Source organism: Bradyrhizobium jicamae, assembly GCF_001440395.1.
In the GTDB taxonomy this organism is placed as follows: domain Bacteria; phylum Pseudomonadota; class Alphaproteobacteria; order Rhizobiales; family Xanthobacteraceae; genus Bradyrhizobium; species Bradyrhizobium jicamae.
The window spans coordinates 1-15,220 of the sequence record NZ_LLXZ01000206.1; the positions used below are offsets into that span (position 1 = coordinate 1).

21 protein-coding genes and 1 tRNA gene are annotated in these 15,220 nt (G+C 62.5%); 9 read left to right on the plus strand and 13 right to left on the minus strand.

Features of this window, described 5'->3' with window-relative positions; translation table 11 throughout:
• Window positions 1–414: 414 nt before the first annotated feature.
• Together CQ12_RS36260 and CQ12_RS44550 are read right to left on the minus strand one after the other, a co-directional pair.
• Entirely contained in the window at window positions 415–642 is a 228-nt protein-coding gene (locus CQ12_RS36260) for a hypothetical protein (protein ID WP_057840069.1), read from the minus strand.
• Between the two features lie 86 nt (window positions 643–728).
• The gene (locus tag CQ12_RS44550; RefSeq protein WP_157088692.1) at window positions 729–947 is read right to left on the minus strand and encodes a hypothetical protein; all 219 of its coding nucleotides are present in this window, start codon (window positions 945–947) and stop codon (window positions 729–731) included.
• Between the two features lie 330 nt (window positions 948–1,277).
• On the opposite strand from CQ12_RS44550, the gene CQ12_RS47335 reads away from it, so the two are divergent.
• The 3 genes from CQ12_RS47335 to CQ12_RS36270 are packed head-to-tail and all read left to right on the plus strand — an operon-like array spanning window position 1,278 to window position 2,433.
• Window positions 1,278–1,412, plus strand: coding sequence for a hypothetical protein (locus tag CQ12_RS47335; RefSeq protein ID WP_283807437.1), 135 nt, complete (start codon window positions 1,278–1,280; stop codon window positions 1,410–1,412).
• The gene (locus CQ12_RS36265) at window positions 1,409–2,155 is read left to right on the plus strand and encodes a hypothetical protein (protein WP_057840070.1); all 747 of its coding nucleotides are present in this window, start codon (window positions 1,409–1,411) and stop codon (window positions 2,153–2,155) included. Before CQ12_RS47335 ends, CQ12_RS36265 begins: the two co-directional genes overlap by 4 nt.
• On the plus strand, window positions 2,152–2,433 hold the full coding sequence (locus CQ12_RS36270; RefSeq protein WP_198164349.1) for a site-specific integrase: 282 nt from the start codon (window positions 2,152–2,154) through the stop codon (window positions 2,431–2,433). Before CQ12_RS36265 ends, CQ12_RS36270 begins: the two co-directional genes overlap by 4 nt.
• Window positions 2,434–2,795: 362 nt before the next feature.
• Here the strand turns inward: CQ12_RS36270 and CQ12_RS36275 are convergent, their stop codons facing one another.
• Window positions 2,796–3,023 carry a hypothetical protein gene (locus tag CQ12_RS36275; RefSeq protein WP_157088693.1) on the minus strand — a complete coding sequence of 76 codons (228 nt, stop codon included), beginning with the start codon at window positions 3,021–3,023 and terminating at the stop codon, window positions 2,796–2,798.
• A gap of 351 nt (window positions 3,024–3,374) precedes the next feature.
• Window positions 3,375–3,533 carry a hypothetical protein gene (locus CQ12_RS44555; RefSeq protein WP_157088694.1) on the minus strand — a complete coding sequence of 53 codons (159 nt, stop codon included), beginning with the start codon at window positions 3,531–3,533 and terminating at the stop codon, window positions 3,375–3,377.
• 443 nt (window positions 3,534–3,976) lie between these two features.
• On the opposite strand from CQ12_RS44555, the gene CQ12_RS36280 reads away from it, so the two are divergent.
• Entirely contained in the window at window positions 3,977–4,858 is an 882-nt protein-coding gene (locus tag CQ12_RS36280; protein ID WP_063799876.1) for an ArdC family protein, read from the plus strand.
• A gap of 354 nt (window positions 4,859–5,212) precedes the next feature.
• Here CQ12_RS36280 and CQ12_RS36290 read toward each other — a convergent pair.
• The 8 genes from CQ12_RS36290 to murA all read right to left on the minus strand — a co-directional run bounded on the left by CQ12_RS36290 (window position 5,213) and on the right by murA (window position 10,892).
• Window positions 5,213–5,288: transfer RNA gene (locus tag CQ12_RS36290), tRNA-Phe, on the minus strand.
• Window positions 5,289–5,428: 140 nt separating this feature from the next.
• Complete coding sequence (gene yacG / locus CQ12_RS36295) at window positions 5,429–5,644, minus strand: DNA gyrase inhibitor YacG (RefSeq protein WP_057840075.1); 216 nt, start codon at window positions 5,642–5,644, stop codon at window positions 5,429–5,431.
• Window positions 5,634–6,257 carry a Maf-like protein gene (locus CQ12_RS36300; RefSeq protein ID WP_057840076.1) on the minus strand — a complete coding sequence of 208 codons (624 nt, stop codon included), beginning with the start codon at window positions 6,255–6,257 and terminating at the stop codon, window positions 5,634–5,636. Before CQ12_RS36300 ends, yacG begins: the two co-directional genes overlap by 11 nt.
• Window positions 6,258–6,578: 321 nt before the next feature.
• Complete coding sequence (locus tag CQ12_RS36305; protein WP_057840077.1) at window positions 6,579–7,043, minus strand: arsenate-mycothiol transferase ArsC; 465 nt, start codon at window positions 7,041–7,043, stop codon at window positions 6,579–6,581.
• A 57-nt stretch (window positions 7,044–7,100) separates the two neighbouring features.
• The gene (locus CQ12_RS36310; protein WP_057840078.1) at window positions 7,101–7,604 is read right to left on the minus strand and encodes a UPF0262 family protein; all 504 of its coding nucleotides are present in this window, start codon (window positions 7,602–7,604) and stop codon (window positions 7,101–7,103) included.
• Complete coding sequence (gene hisD / locus CQ12_RS36315) at window positions 7,601–8,896, minus strand: histidinol dehydrogenase (RefSeq protein ID WP_057840085.1); 1,296 nt, start codon at window positions 8,894–8,896, stop codon at window positions 7,601–7,603. Before hisD ends, CQ12_RS36310 begins: the two co-directional genes overlap by 4 nt.
• Window positions 8,897–9,124: 228 nt before the next feature.
• Window positions 9,125–9,577: a DUF2948 family protein gene (locus CQ12_RS36320; protein ID WP_057840079.1), complete on the minus strand. Its 453-nt coding sequence runs from the start codon at window positions 9,575–9,577 to the stop codon at window positions 9,125–9,127.
• 25 nt (window positions 9,578–9,602) lie between these two features.
• The gene (gene murA, locus CQ12_RS36325; protein ID WP_057840080.1) at window positions 9,603–10,892 is read right to left on the minus strand and encodes a UDP-N-acetylglucosamine 1-carboxyvinyltransferase; all 1,290 of its coding nucleotides are present in this window, start codon (window positions 10,890–10,892) and stop codon (window positions 9,603–9,605) included.
• 281 nt (window positions 10,893–11,173) lie between these two features.
• Here murA and CQ12_RS36330 point away from each other — a divergent pair, with 281 nt between their 5' ends.
• From CQ12_RS36330 to CQ12_RS36345, 4 genes are read left to right on the plus strand one after another with little or no spacing between them, the layout of a single operon-like run.
• Window positions 11,174–11,383 (plus strand): TOBE domain-containing protein, encoded by a 210-nt coding sequence (locus CQ12_RS36330; RefSeq protein WP_057840086.1) that lies wholly within the window; start codon window positions 11,174–11,176, stop codon window positions 11,381–11,383.
• Window positions 11,380–12,402: an iron ABC transporter substrate-binding protein gene (locus tag CQ12_RS36335; protein ID WP_057840081.1), complete on the plus strand. Its 1,023-nt coding sequence runs from the start codon at window positions 11,380–11,382 to the stop codon at window positions 12,400–12,402. The genes CQ12_RS36330 and CQ12_RS36335 overlap by 4 nt, the downstream gene beginning before the upstream one ends.
• Window positions 12,403–12,429: 27 nt before the next feature.
• A complete protein-coding gene (locus tag CQ12_RS36340) occupies window positions 12,430–13,446 on the plus strand; it encodes a FecCD family ABC transporter permease (RefSeq protein ID WP_057840082.1) in 1,017 nt (338 codons plus the stop codon).
• Window positions 13,443–14,204, plus strand: a complete 762-nt coding sequence (locus CQ12_RS36345; RefSeq protein ID WP_057840083.1) for an ABC transporter ATP-binding protein — start codon at window positions 13,443–13,445, stop codon at window positions 14,202–14,204. The genes CQ12_RS36340 and CQ12_RS36345 overlap by 4 nt, the downstream gene beginning before the upstream one ends.
• Before the next feature lie 225 nt (window positions 14,205–14,429).
• Here CQ12_RS36345 and CQ12_RS44560 read toward each other — a convergent pair whose 3' ends face one another.
• Window positions 14,430–14,570, minus strand: a complete 141-nt coding sequence (locus tag CQ12_RS44560; RefSeq protein WP_157088695.1) for a hypothetical protein — start codon at window positions 14,568–14,570, stop codon at window positions 14,430–14,432.
• Window positions 14,571–14,581: 11 nt separating this feature from the next.
• Between CQ12_RS44560 and CQ12_RS36350 the strand changes: the two genes are divergently transcribed.
• Window positions 14,582–15,043 (plus strand): universal stress protein, encoded by a 462-nt coding sequence (locus tag CQ12_RS36350; RefSeq protein WP_057840084.1) that lies wholly within the window; start codon window positions 14,582–14,584, stop codon window positions 15,041–15,043.
• The last annotated feature ends 177 nt before the right edge of the window (window positions 15,044–15,220 follow it).

Genomic DNA, 15,220 nt, shown 5'->3' on the forward strand with positions numbered 1-15,220 from the left:
ACTTACGGGTTGATGGTCAAACTGACGCCGGAAGAAGAGCAGACTGCGCGGGTGCGTCTGAGCGAGTTTCTAAAGCACAAGCACGACAGCACCCGTAAGCTATCCATCGAAGGCATTAAGTTTCTTCGTGGCGACCGGCCATCGCGCACCCGGCGAGATTTGCGTTGATAAATCCGAATTGCACGATCTGTCATGGCCTCGGGTGGGTCTGCGAAAATCACCCATACAAGGCGTGGGATAAAGAAACCGGCTGCCAGTGCGGTGCCGGTATGCCCTGCAAATGCAATTCCGGTGAAGAGCCGGACATCAGTCAGGTGAATGAGAGAAGCCGCGGACGCGTCACCGATATGGGCACGCTCCATCATCCGAGTACGTGAGCAAAAAAATAGCCCCGAGGGGCTAGGGTACTAGGAGTTATTGGTCAACCGGATCAGGACCGACTTTCTTGAATTGATACCAGCCACGCCGGGGCTGTCGTACCAATCCGGCTTCGATCTGCTTGTTGATCTTGTCGCGCAGGGCGAAGGCAGTAGCCTTGTCACCCTTGATTTCGCCGTTGATGATGATGATGTTGGCGTGACACAGCGTGGTCCACTGAATTTCGTCGGACCAATCACCGTCAACTACTTTGAGATTTGGCATTGGTGGCTCCTGTGAGTACCCTTGATACTTAGGGATGCCATGCGCCGAGGATAGGGTCAGGCCTTCTTGCCTGCTGCTTTTTTGAACTAACTCCACGAAGTAGCGACGGTTGCTGGTGCGACCAGCTTCAAGGCCATTGGGCGAGCCTTCTCCGGACCGTGCTTGTCGTACAGCTGATGGATTTTTTCCTTCAGAGAACCGACACGATGGCCCTTGTAACCGGTCCCCTTGGACCAGCCACCCATGCTGGACTTCTTCGAGGACTTGCGGGCAGTGGACTTCTTCGTAGTTGTCTTCTTCGACATGTTGCACTCCTGTGATTGGATCGCAATCTGAGATTGCGCACATCAATTACAATAACTCTGAGTAGCAAAAAAAGCGCTCGAAAAAACGATCCCTTTCTCTACATAGGGGCTGTGATTATAGTCCCAGACTTCGACGTGGGTGATCGACGGGCTCGACCTTATAATCGGTGTCGAACCAATTGCCCCGGACACGCGCGATGAACAACGACGCATGGAAGGCCCCTATGTGATTTCGCCAAACACCCGGATCGAAACGCCGATCCCCGCGAGCCATGGGAGATCGTCACCAGCAAACGCAAACCGAAGCAGACCCGCAAACGCAAGGTGACCTTGGCCCGTGCCTTGCGACAGGCCAACAAGGCCGGGGTGTCGGTCAGCAGCGCCATGGTGAAGCCTGACGGTGTGGTGCTGGAGTTGGGTGAAACGACGCCGGATCAACCGAACCCGTGGGACAGCGTGCAATGATCAAACGCAAGAATCCCAAATACGTCCGCAGCTTTGTCGATCGTCACGGCCATACCCGGTTTTACTTCCAGCGTGCAGGTGGCAAGAATATCCCGCTGCCCGGTCTCCCGTGGAGCCCGACATTCATGCAGGCTTATGAAGCCGCGCGTGGCGATGCCAACGTCGCTGCCGCCAAAAAGGTCAAGGCCGGGACGCTCGACGCCGCGATGCTGGCCTATCTGGAAAGCGACGGCTTTGCCAACGGCATCGCCAAGTCCACCCGGGACACCCGTCGTCGCATCCTCACCAAATTTGCCAAGGCGCACGGCGACAAGCCGACCATGTTGATGCACGGCGCGGCGCTGCAGAACATCATCGGCAAGATGACCCCGGCCAACCAGCGCGGCTTCAAGAAAGCGATGCGTGGTTTCGTCGATTACTGTCTGAGCCACAACCTGATGAAGGCCGACCCGCTGCTTGCGGTCAAGCTGACGAAGATGAAGGACACCGGCGGTCATCATACTTGGGAAGAAAGCGAGATCACCAAATACGAGACGCGACATGCGCGGGGGACCAAGGCACGGCTGGCGCTGGAGTTGCTGTTGCAGACCGGGACCGCGCGTTGCGACATGGTGCGGATGGGTCGGCAGCATGTGAAGAACGGCACGCTGTCGATGCGGCGATTGAAGACCAAAGTCCAATTCGACATTCCGCTGCTGCCTTCCTTGGTCACCGAACTCGAATGCATCCCAAGGATCAGTTGACCTTCCTGATGACCGAATATGGCAAGCCGTTCGCGGCAAACGGTTTCGGCAACTGGTTCCGGGACCGCTGTAACGAGGCCGGACTGCCGCATTGCGCGGCGCACAGTTTGAGAAAGGCAGCGGCCGTCCGTCATGCGTTGAATGGCGCTACTGCCCCGGAACTGATGGCGTGGTTTGGATGGAAGACGCTGGCCGAGGCGCAGCGCTACTGCGAGATGGCCAATCGGATCAAGCTGGCGGAAGCGGCGGCGGCCAAGATGAATGCGAACAGCCAGTGATCAAAATCTGCAACCCGATCCGACCCGGGTTCCAAATTGCGAGAGAAAATCGAGGAAGATCAACGACCAAAAATGGAGATGGCGCTCCCTAGGGGGAATCGAACCCCTGTTTCAGGCTTTGAGAGGACGGCGTCCTCGGACCTAGTGCATCGATAGGTCATCGCGACCGGCCTCAACGCCCCTCCGTGTATTCGGCGTGATCGCTGTTCTCAATGAGGAGCGTCTCGGTAACGGCCGCCGATCCTAAGCTCCCCTGTTAGGAGTCAACTAGGATCACCCGCCGGGAGCGGCACTCGTCAAAGATGGTCGAGGTTTCAAGGTATCACGCTTAAGCCGCCACCGCCATCTTACGGCTCGCTTCGTCACTTCAAATCATATTCAGTTCTGAGCCGAGCAGCGATCTGCTCGACCATTTCGCGCGCTCGACGGTTGCCATCGTCCACTGATCCTTCTTGCATAACGGCCACCTTCCAAGTGTCGCCATCAGGCTGAACGGAAATCGCCATATCGGTCGGCCAATCGCAGATGTCCTCCATTTCTACCTTGATAGAGGCTTCGAGTTCGGCAGCTGTTTTGCTCGGCTTTTTCATCGTGGTACCTCGCAGGTACGCTAGTGGCATAAACGCCACCGGCATCAGAAAGTGCCCTGGAAGGTTATACAACTTGGATGGCGTTCCGCTTAAGCTGGGCATCCTCACGAGTTCGGTAGAAGTTACCGACCGACAAACGCGATGTATGCAGGGATCGATTGCCAAACATCGCACTCTTGATCGTAGTCCCGTCATGGTACCAGTAGACAAAGCCTGTCAGTACGGTCGCCTCTATCTCGCGCTCCGCAGGTAGGAGTGACGGCGAAGAAACACGCTTTGCCGGAAGCGCTTGGCGCGTGCTTTCGTTTTTCAGAGCAGCCCGCGTGGCGAGCCAGCGGTGAAGCTGCACGTTCACCTCGCTCTTCCAAAACTTGGCGCGACGTCGTTGAAGTGCTCGTCTGTCTCAAACGAAAACAACGCAGAGATCGGCCCCGTACGGGTGGCGATGAAGTGATAGCCCTGCAGCGCGAGGTATGCGGCTTCGTCGATGTTGTTCGTGTCGTACTTCATATGCAGACCGCGGGGTACGAGGTGGCCAGCAGAATGCGCGTATCGCGTGAAACTGGGAAACCGTGCCCACTAGTGTGGTTAATAGCTGGCATACGTTAGTCGTGCCGCGCGCGCCTCGGCACCACACTTTGTATCGACGTCGCCGCGCCGCGGCCTGGGCGCGCCACTGGGTTCCTCCGCGCCGAACTACGCAGGTCGAGCATGGCGCTCTTGCGGCACGATGAAACACATCGGAAGGCGGGTGCTTAACAAAACCTTAACGCCACTTTTTTAGTCCTAGATATTTTCCGGTGAGGTCTCGCGCGCGCGAAGACGGGGGGCCCGTCCATGCTCCCCGGGGGTAGATTTGCGCCTGCGCATGACGCCCGACTGAGGGCCCTGCCCAACGCGGCGATGGCATGCGGCCGATCGTGGTCGCGTCAGCCATAACATCGAGGCGGGCTATGAAACGGGACCTCTACGCTGAGGTATCGGCACGCATTGTTGCAGAATTAGAAGCCGGTGCCGCCCCTTGGGTTAAACCCTGGTCGGCGACCCCCAGCGCAAACACTCCATGCAACGCGGTGAGCAGCCGGCCGTACTCCGGCTGCAATGTCGTTTTGTTGTGGATGGCTCAGGCGGCTGGCTATCGCACGCCACGCTTTCTGACATTCAAGCAGGCCCTGGAGCTGCGCGGCAACGTGCGCAAGGGCGAGCGTGGCATCAAAGTTTATTTCGTGAAACAGCTACAAGTCCGCGGCAGTGTCGCGGACGATGCGACCGCAACGCGCCTGATCCCGATGATGCGCGAGTACACCGTATTTAATGTGGATCAATGCGAAAATCTGCCCGATAGCATCAACACCGGCAAACCAATGCGCGTTCGCAATCCGGACACGCGAGACGAGGTTCCAGACGCATTCTTAGGCTCGACGCGGGCAGACATCCGCGAGGGTCATGGCGAAGCTTGTTACATCCCGAGCCGCGATTTCATCTCGATGCCGGCATTCGCTGGGTTCAAGGGCGCGGATCACTTCTACAACGTGGCATTCCACGAGTTGACGCATTGGACGGGGCACAAGGCCCGCCTCGGTCGCGATCTGAAGAACCGCTTCGGCTCGCGAAACTACGCCGCCGAGGAATTGATCGCGGAGTTGGGTGCCGCATTCCTGTGCGCGGAATTTCGCTTTGACGGGGATGTCCGGAACGCGGGCTACATCGCCTCATGGATTGAGCTTCTGAAGGCCGACAAACGGGCTTTCTTTACGGCTTGCAGTCAGGCATCCAGGGCCGCGGACTACCTGCGCGCGCTGGCCCTTGCCGAGCCGGCGGAAAGGGCAGCGTGATGGCCCCGACGTCCTCCCTCCAACGTCTCCAACGTCAAGAGCCGCTCTTCGACTTCCACCCGCTGACGGGCACAAGCATCGAGGTTTTCTATGCCGACCGCACGCTGGAAACGTTCGGCAGAGACAGCGCCGGCTGGTTCTGGTGGCCTCGCAGGCGTGGCTTTTCGCCAGACAGTCCGGCGACTGGTCCGTTTGCAACGCGCTATGCAGCGTACCGGCATGCGATGAATACAGCGGGATGTTCGGCGGCGACGCACAGCGCGGCATCGGCCGGCTGACGACGTTAACGCGGACACAGTGCGGACACAACGGTTTGAGAGATCGCGAAAATTTTGGCTAAGCTATTGATTTTTATGGTGCCCAGGGGCGGGATCGAACCACCGACACTGCGATTTTCAGTCGCATGCTCTACCAACTGAGCTACCTGGGCATACTCGACGAGGGCCCAAAGGCCGGGCGAGCGGGCGGTTTATAGAGAGGTCGGACGCGCCTGTCCACCCAGCTTCGCTGTTGGCTTCGCTGGGCGCGGCCCGGCTTCCAACTCATCCCCAAATATCTGAGGAAACACGGCTATTCGGCGTCTTCGGGGTCGGTGGGGCGGCCGGGGATGATGTAGGTGCCGGAGAGCCAGCGGTTCAAATCGACGTCGCGGCAGCGTTTGGAACAGAAGGGGAGCGTGGCGGGGTCGGCCGGCTTGCCGCAGACCGGGCAGGGTTTTGGCGGCGGCTTGTCCCCGCCGGCCTCCTCCTTAGGCCTGCCGGGGGCTTGGGGCGGCTTAGCTGGCATTGAGCCAGCCGAACCTGACAGGAAAACCCTCCCCGCCCATCAGCGTGACCGATTCGTAGAGGGGAAGGCCAACCACGTTGGTGTAGGAGCCGACCATCTTGACCACGAACGAGCCAGCGATGCCCTGCACGGCGTAGCCGCCGGCTTTTCCGCGCCATTCGCCGGAGCCGATATAGGCCTGGATGTCGTCCTCGCTGAGGCGCTTGAAGCGCACCCGCGTCTCGATCAGGCGCTGGCGGAACGCCTCCTTCGGCGTCACCAGGCAGATCGCGGTGTAGACGCGGTGATTGCGGCCCGACAATAGCCGCAGGCACTGCGCGGCCTCATCCACCAGATTGGCCTTGGGCAGGATGCGGCGGCCGACCGCGACCACGGTGTCGGCGGCCAGGATGAAGGCGCCGCGCAGCTCGTCGTCGAGCTGGACGGATTTCAGCGCCGCATCGGCTTTTGCGCGGGCGAGGCGGTTGGCGCAGGCGCGCGGCAGTTCGCCCCGCTTCGGCGTTTCGTCGACATCGGCCGGGCGCAGCGCGTCGGGCTCGATGCCGGCCTGGTTGAGCAGGCTGAGCCGCCGCGGCGAACCGGAAGCAAGAACGAGTTTGGGACGGCCAAGCATGCTGGGTTTTGTCGGAAAAAGGATTCGGGTGGGAACGCGCGCGGAAACTATCGGAAGGCACTCCATTCCACAACCGGGAGGCAAGTGGTTGAGGGCGCTTTCGTTTCTGGCTGGCGAAGATGAAGGTGTTGTGTCCCCGGCGCAGCGCGCACCCTCCCCTGGAGGGGGAGGGTCGGCTCGCATTGAGCGCAGCGAAATGCGAGACGGGGTGGGGTGATCTCTCCACTTGGGCACTGGTGGATGTGGAGAGACCGTCACCCCACCCCGCCGCGCGTAAACGCGCGTCGACCCTCCCCCTCCAGGGGAGGGTGAAGACAGGGCTTACCCGCTCGCCGCCCCTACCTTCGCAAACCGGCGGCGGATGCGCATCGACAGGCCGTCGCAGACCTCGCGATAGGCGGCGAGCTTCTGCTCGCGGGTACCTTCCGCGTCAGTCGGATCTGATGTCGGCCAGTATTCGACATCGGCGGCCATGGTGCGGGTCAGCTCCAGCGCCTTGTGGTGGGCCTCCGGCGACAGCGTGATGATGAGGTCGAAATTGAGCCCTTCCCAATCCTCGAGCTCCTCGAACGTCATCGGCTTGTGGCCGGAAATATCCTGGCCGAGCTCGGCCATCACGGCGACCGCGAACGGATCGAGTTCGCCCTTCCTGGCGCCGGCGGATTTCACGTAGAGCGCCTGCGGGAACATCTGCTTGAGCAGGCTTTCCGCCATCGGCGACCGCACGCTGTTCAGCCCGCATGCGAACAGCACGGCCTGCGGGTTGCGCGCGCGGGGCGCATCCATGCGGTCAGGCTTTTCTCGTGCGGGCCGTGACCCTTTCGGAACGCTGCTTTGGAATCATCATGCGTCCTGCCCCTTCCAGTGCAGCACGCAGATCAGCGTGAACAGGCGCCGGGAAGTTTCGAAATCGATTCTTACCTTGCCCTTCAGCCGCTCCTGCAACGTGCGCGAGCCTTCGTCATGGATGCCGCGGCGGCCCATGTCGATCGCCTCGATCTTGTCGGGCGTGGCTGTGCGGATCGCCTGGTAGTAGCTGTCGCAGATCATGAAATAGTCCTTCACGATCCGCCGGAACGGCGTCAGCGACAGCAAATGCGCCACCACGGGCGTGCCGTTCTCGTGGCGGATGTCGAACATCAGCCGGTTGCCGGTAATCGCGATGTGCAGCGTGAACGGCCCCTGCCCCGCGCCATCAGGCGCGAACACATTCTGCTCGATCAGATCGTAGATCGCGATCGCGCGCTCGTGCTCGATATCGGGACCGGAACGGCCGATCGATTCCTCGTCGAGCGTCACCGCGACGATGCGGTTGTGCTGGTCATCGTCTGGTGGCGGCTTGTTCATGGCAAATTGAGGCGCAATCCGACGGAGCGTGAATGGGCATCCAGACCCTCGGCCTTGCCCAAGGTCATCGCGGCGGGCCCCAGCGCGCGCAACTGGTCCGGCCCGCATTTGAGAATCGAGGTGCGCTTCATGAAGTCTAGCACGCCAAGCCCGGACGAAAACCGCGCCGAGCGCGCGGTGGGCAGCACGTGGTTGGAGCCGCCGACGTAATCGCCGATCGCTTCCGGCGTATGGGGCCCGAGGAAAATCGCGCCGGCGTTGCGGACTTTTGCCGACAAGGCCTCGGCATCCGCCGTCATGATTTCGAGGTGTTCGGCCGCGATCGCGTTCGCGAGCTCGACCGCCTCGTCGAGCTTTTTCACCATGATGATGGCGCCGAAATCGTTCCACGAGGCCCGTGCGATATCCGCACGCGGCAGCGTGGCAAGCTGGGATTCCACCGCGCGTTCGACCTCGGCAGCGAGGCCTGCACTGTCCGTGATCAGGATCGACTGCGCGCTGGCATCATGCTCGGCCTGCGCCAGCAGATCTGCGGCGATCCAGCCGGCATTGCCGGTGTCGTCGGCGATGACGAGCACTTCCGAGGGGCCGGCGATCATGTCGATGCCGACCTTGCCGAACACCAGCCGCTTGGCGGCGGCGACATAGGCATTGCCCGGTCCGACGATCTTGGCGACCGGCGCGATCGTCGCCGTGCCGTAGGCCAGCGCCGCCACCGCCTGCGCGCCGCCGACGCGGTAGATCTCGGAGACGCCGCCAAGATGTGCGGCCGCCAGCACCAGCGGATTGAGCTTGCCGTCCGGCGACGGCACCACCATGACGACGCGCGGTACGCCGGCGACGCTCGCCGGCACCGCATTCATCAGCACCGAGGACGGATAGGCCGCGGTGCCGCCGGGCACGTAGAGCCCGACCGCATCGACCGCGCTCCAGCGCCAGCCGAGTTCGACGCCTGCCGCGTCGGTAAAGCGCTCGTCCTTCGGCAATTGCCTCCGGTGGAAGGCCTCGATCCGGTCGCGGGCGAATTTCAGCGCGTCGACGGTAGCGGGATCGCAGGCCTTCACGGCGGCGTCGATCTCGGCTGCGGTCACGGGCAGGCCGGCGGCGTCGACCTCGAGCCGGTCAAATTTTTTCGTCGCCTCGATCAGGGCGGCGTCGCCGCGGGCGGCCACGTCGTCGACAATGGCCCTTGTGGCGCGCTCGACATCGGCCGAAACCTCGCGCTTGGCGGCGAGGAATTCCTTGAATTTGGGCTCGAAATCGGCGCGGCTGGTATCCAGGCGAACGGGCATGGCGGCTTTCTGGGCGAGATCGAAAGGTCCATGCTCAATGGCGCGGCGGCCAAGGGCCGTCAACCCTTCGCGGACGCGAGATCGCCCCCGTAGGGTGGGCTGAGCCACCGGGGAGCGCGAATGCGCGCCCGATGACAGGCTCCGCGAGCCCACCGAAATCGACGATTTGCGGGGTCGAAAATGGTGGGCGCGGCGCTGGTGCGCCTTTGCCACCCTACGGCACCGGATTTACCCCTCCGGGCCCAGCGGCGCGATGGCGAGGTCGCTGGTGCCGATATCGTCGGTGCCGAGGTCGGTCAGCTCGCATTCCAGGCATTCGACGTCCAGCCGTAGCGCCCCGCCATGGCTGAACAGCAGCAGCGCGCTGCCGCCAGGTGCCTCGGTGGGGTGGAATTCGATGCCGACCAGTTCCAGCACCGCCTCGGGCTGCTCCAGATCGATGTTGCGGGACTTGCATGCCAGCACGCGGTCGAAGCGCAGCGCCGCGATCGAGCGGCGCGGTTCGGTTCCGCCCGACAGCGTCTGCTCCCAGTCCAGCCGGTTCATGCCGACCACCAGCCGCTTTTCATCCTGCCGCCAGACGATATCGGCAGCCAGCACGCGGGCATCCTGCACATGGGCGGAGATCACCGCGAGATCGTCGGCGTCGAGCGCAATCAGTTTGAGCAGGTCCGCCGGCATTCCCAAAAATTCCTCCGATAGTCCTCTAATCGCTGATGCGCTCGATCGACGCGCCGCAGGCCGAGAGTTTTTCCTCCAGCCGCTCGAAACCGCGGTCCAGATGATAGATCCGGTTGACCATGGTTTCACCTTCGGCGGCAAGGCCTGCGATGACCAGCGAGACCGACGCCCGCAGGTCGGTGGCCATCACGGGCGCGCCACGCAATTTGGCGGTGCCGTCGATGGTCGCAGTCTCGCCGTCCAGCGATATACGCGCACCGAACCGCGCCAGTTCCTGCACATGCATGAAACGGTTCTCGAAAATGGTCTCGGTAATCTGCGAGGAACCGCCGGCGCAGGCCATCAGCGCCATCAATTGCGCCTGCAGATCGGTCGGAAACCCCGGGAATGGCGCGGTGGAGACCGTCACCGGGCGGATGCCGGCGCCATTGCGCGCGATCCGGATACCGTCATTGTTGACGGTGATAACGGCGCCGGCCTGCGTCAGCACATCGAGCGCCGACTGCAACAGTTCGGGACGCGCGCCGGAAAGCTGCACCTCGCCGCCGGTCATGGCGACCGCCATCGCATAGGTGCCGGCCTCGATCCGGTCAGGCAGCACGGTATGCCGCGCGCCGTGCAGCTTTTCGACGCCCTCGACCACGATCCGCGGCGTGCCGGCGCCGATGATGTGCGCGCCCATCTTGTTCAGGCAGTCGGCGACGTCGGTTATCTCCGGCTCGCAGGCCGCGTTGCTGATGACGGTCGTGCCCTTGGCCAGCGTCGCCGCCATCAGCGCCACATGCGTTCCGCTCACCGTCACCTTGGGAAAGTCGATCTCGGCGCCGCGCAGGCCGCCGGGCGCCTTCGCCACCACATAGCCGCCGTCGATGGCAAGGTCAGCGCCGAGCTTCTCCAGCGCCATGATCAGGAGGTCGACGGGCCGCGTGCCGATGGCGCAGCCGCCGGGCAGCGAAACTTTCGCCTCATGCATCCGTGCCACGAGCGGCGCGATCACCCAGAAGCTGGCGCGCATCCGCGACACCAGCTCATAGGGCGCCGTGGTGTCGATGATGTCGGCCGCCGAGATGTGCAGAGTCTGGCCCTGATATTGCCGGTCGCCCGGCCGCTTGCCGGCCGACATGATGTCGACGCCGTGGTTCCCGAGGATGCGTTGCAACTGCGCGACATCGGCCAGCCGCGGCACGTTGTCGAGGATCAGGGTTTCCTCGGTGAGCAAGGCGGCGATCATCAGCGGCAGGGCGGCGTTCTTCGCGCCCGAAATCGCGATGGTGCCATTGAGCTTGCTGCCGCCGACGATACGAATGCGGTCCATGCCATCCCCCTTGCCAGGACAGATTGATTCACCTTCAAGAGCTTGGAAATTTGCGGCTATTTGATGAGGGCAGCGCCTGGTTTGGACAACCGGCCGATATTTGCCCGACATCATGCGCCTGCCGAACGTCTTGGCTGTCAGCGCCGATTGTGGTTTGACAGTCGTGGTGGAACTTTCAACCGACGCTTGTCAGATCGCGTCGTTCATCATGCCGTCAGGAGGACGGCACACCGTTGCGGTACGGAATCCCACGCAAACCGTCCGGACAGATGGAGTTCTCAATGAAGATCAGCGCACGCAATCAGCTCAAGGGAACCATCGTCGATGTCGTGAAGGGCGCGACCACGTCCCATATCCGAATCGATATCGGTGGCGGGATCATCGTTACTTCAGCGATCACCAACGAGGCGGTCGACGAGCTCGGGCTTGCCAAGGGCAAGGCGGCCATCGCCGTAATCAAGGCCAGCGACGTGATGGTGGGCACGGAGTGATCGACCGCCGTGCCCTGATCGCGGGTCTGTCGGCGGCGCTGCTGGCACCGCGCCGCGCGTTCGCCCAAACCATCAGGGATGCCTCCGGGCGCAACGTGCCAGTGCCTGCAAAAGTATCGCGCGTGTTTCCCGCGGGACCGCCGGCCGCGATCCTGCTTTACACACTGGCGCCTGAATTGCTGATCGGCTGGCCCCGCGCCAACCGGGCTGAAGAATGCGCCTATATGCTGCCGGACATTTGCACGCGGCCGGAGGTCGGGCGCATCACCGGGCGCGGCAACACCGCCAATCTGGAAACGGTGCTGGCGCTGAAGCCCGATCTCATTCTCGACGTCGGCTCGACCAGCGCCACCTTTGTCTCGCTGGCTGATCGCGTGCAGGAACAGACCAGCATTCCCTATGCGCTGCTGGATGGCCGCTTTGCGGCAATTGCCGAGACCTATCGCACCCTGGGCGCGCTGATCGGCCGGCGTGAGGATAGCGAAAAGCTGGCGCGTTACGCCGAGGATACGCTCAAGACGATCCTCGGCCGCATCGAGCCGATCGCGAGAGCCGAGCGGCCAAAGGTCTACTATGCCCGGGGGCCGCGCGGGCTTTCGACCGGGCTCGGCGGTTCGATCAATGTCGAAACCATCGAAATGCTGGGCCGCAATGTCGCCGGTGAAACGCAGGGCGGCCTCGCCAATGTTTCGATCGAACAGGTCCTGGTGTGGAATCCCGACGTCATCGTCACCATCGATCAGGAGTTTGCCGCAACCGTGCGAAAGGATCCGTCCTGGGCGGCGGTCAAGGCCGTGCGCGACAACCGGATCCATCTGTCGCCCAAGATGCCGTTCGGCTGGGTGGATTTTCCGCCGTCCGTGAACCGCCTGATCGGGCTCTGGTGGCTCGCCAAGATCCTTTATCCGGAGCGCTTTCCGGAAGATCTGCGGGCGCTGACAACGGACTTTTACGCGCGCTACTACCACGTGACGCCGTCGCCGGCGCAAATCGACCATGTACTTGCCGGCCGGGATTGATAGCCTGCGCGGCATGAGCCGTATCAGATGACCCCAGCCCGATCCGCCGTATCAGGATTTGCGATCGCAATCGCGATCCTGATTGCAGGCCTGCTGCTTTCCCTGACCGTCGGCCGCTACCCGGTGTCGCTTGGTGATCTCATCAGCGTGCTGCTGGCGAAAGCCGGCGGTCATCGCGGCGATGTGTCAGCGGTTGAAAGCGTCATCTTCCAAGTGCGCGGACCGCGCGTGATGGCGGCGATGCTGGTCGGCGCGGCGCTCGCGGTGGCCGGCACGGCGTTTCAGGGATTGTTTCGCAATCCGCTGGTCTCTCCGGATATCCTTGGCGCATCGTCGGGCGCCGCGCTTGGCGCCGTCCTCGGCATCTATCTTTCTCTCGGCGTGTTCGCGATCCAGGCAACGGCCTTTATCGGGGGGCTGATCGCCGTCGGCATCGTCTACATGATCGGCGCATCGGTGCGTTCGCGCGATCCGATCCTGGTGCTGGTGTTGACCGGCGTCGTGGTGGGATCGCTGTTCGGCGCCGGCGTCGGCCTGGTGAAATATCTCGCCGACCCCTACAACCAGCTGCCGGCGATGACGTTCTGGCTGCTCGGCAGCCTGTCTGCGACCGGGGTTCATGACCTGTTGCCGCTGGTCGGCCCGGTCGCCGCCGGCACCGTCGTGCTGATTGCACTGCGCTGGCGCATGAACGTGATGTCGCTCCCCGAAGAGGAGGCGCGCACGCTCGGCGTTGCCACCGGGCCGCTGCGCATTGCCATCGTTGCCGCTGCCACGCTCGTTACCTCGGCCAGCGTCGCTGCGGCCGGGATCATCGGCTGGGTCGGCCTCGTCGTGCCGCATCTGGCGCGATCGCTGGTCGGCCCGGATTTCGCGCGGCTGTTGCCGGCGGCCGCCATCCTCGGCGGCGGCTATCTGTTGCTGATCGATACGCTGGCGCGGACGCTGGCACAGGTCGAAATTCCGCTCGGCATTCTCACCGCCGTGATCGGCACGCCGTTTTTCATCTGGCTGCTCACCAGCGTGCAAAAGACCTGGTCATGATCCTCGAAGGGCACCAGCTCACCATCGGCTATCCGGACCGCGTGGTCGGCACCGGCCTCGACGTCAAACTGGGAAAGGGCGAGGTGCTGGCGCTGCTCGGGCCGAACGGCGGCGGCAAGACCACACTGCTCAAGACGCTGCTCGGACTTCTGGTGCCGAAGGCCGGCGAAGTGCGGCTCGACGGCTCGGTCCTGTCGGCCCGCTCCATTCGCGAGCGCGCACGCCTGATCGCCTACGTGCCGCAGACCCATGTCGCGACATTTGCATTCACCGTGGAAGCGGTTGTCCTGATGGGCCGCACCGCCCATGGCGATTTGTTCAGCCGGCCGACCACGAAGGACCGCGCCATCGTCGCCGGCATGCTCGATCGGCTCGGGATCGCGCCATTGGCGCAGCGGCCCTACACCATGATTTCCGGCGGCGAGCGCCAGCTCGTGCTGCTGGCGCGCGCGCTGGCGCAGGAGCCGCAGTTCGTCGTTCTGGACGAGCCGACCGCCAATCTCGACTTCGGCAATCAGGGCAAGGTGATGCGCGAGATCCGCGCGCTGGCGGCTAGCGGCCTCGGCGTTCTCTTCACTACCCATGACCCCAATCATGCGCTGCGCGCCGCCGATCGCGCCTATCTCCTGCGCGGCGGCGAGCGCCTCGCCGAGGGTCCGGTGCGAGAGATCTTGACGCGCGAGCGGCTGGAATCGCTTTACGGCGCGCCGGTGCAGATGATCACCGATGCGACCGGAACGGCGTTCATTCCGGGGTGAGGAATCAGCCCCTCTCAATACGCGCGATGGAACGCTGAAGTATCCGCATATTTCAGCGAACGACGCCTCCAAACGGAGATCGGGTGTGCTGGCGAAGTCCTGCCAGCGGAGAGAATGGGCGATTTTGCTGAGGCGTTTGGCTCGCTGCGTGCATGGCGGTCAACCTGGTTTCGTCGACTACCCTCGGGATGCCGGCAGCTTTCGCTTCGGATCGCGCTGCCCCAGTCATTGCAGTTCTTCGGCGGTGAGGAACCGTTCGCGGCGGCTTTCCTTATAGCTATCGATTCCGCGCGCCGGATTAGTACCTTCTGCTACGATGCCCCCACGGCCAAGGATCACTTTCTCAAGGAGTTGTTCAACGAGCAAGGGAGCCCCGCATGTACACCAATATTCTCTTGAGCACGGATGGATCGGATGTCGCGAGAAAAGGCGTCAAGCATGGGATAGCTTTGGCAAAGGCCTTGAACGCTAAAGTGACAGTCATCACCGTAACGGAACCCATGCTGACCGGCTATGGGAGCGGACACGGCTCGGGATGGATTCCCACGCAGGAAATGGTTGATAGCTTTGACGCAGCCCACAAGCAACGTGTGCGCGAGATCCTTGATGAAGCTCGAGCTATGGCGGAGCAGATCGGGATATCTGCAGAACTGTTGCATATTCCGAATGCGCACCCGGCCACTACGATTATCGAAACAGCAAAGTCCAGAGGCTGCGACTTGATCGTCATGGCTTCTCATGGGCGTCGCGGCCTCAAGAAGCTATTTTTGGGAAGTCAAACATCGGAGGTCCTGGTGGACGGAAGCGTCCCGGTGTTAGTAGTGCACGAACGGGCGTAAATGATAGTGAAGAGCTTGGTGAAGCCGGCTCCTTGACCTTCCGAATGTAAGCTGGGCCGCCCTTCGGTTGCAGTTTGAGACAGATCAATCAGTCAGCCTATCGTGCCGCGACCGAGATGCCCGCATTTTGATGCTGTGGACGGCGCCCACTCTGCGGCATCGAAGTGCCATAGGGTG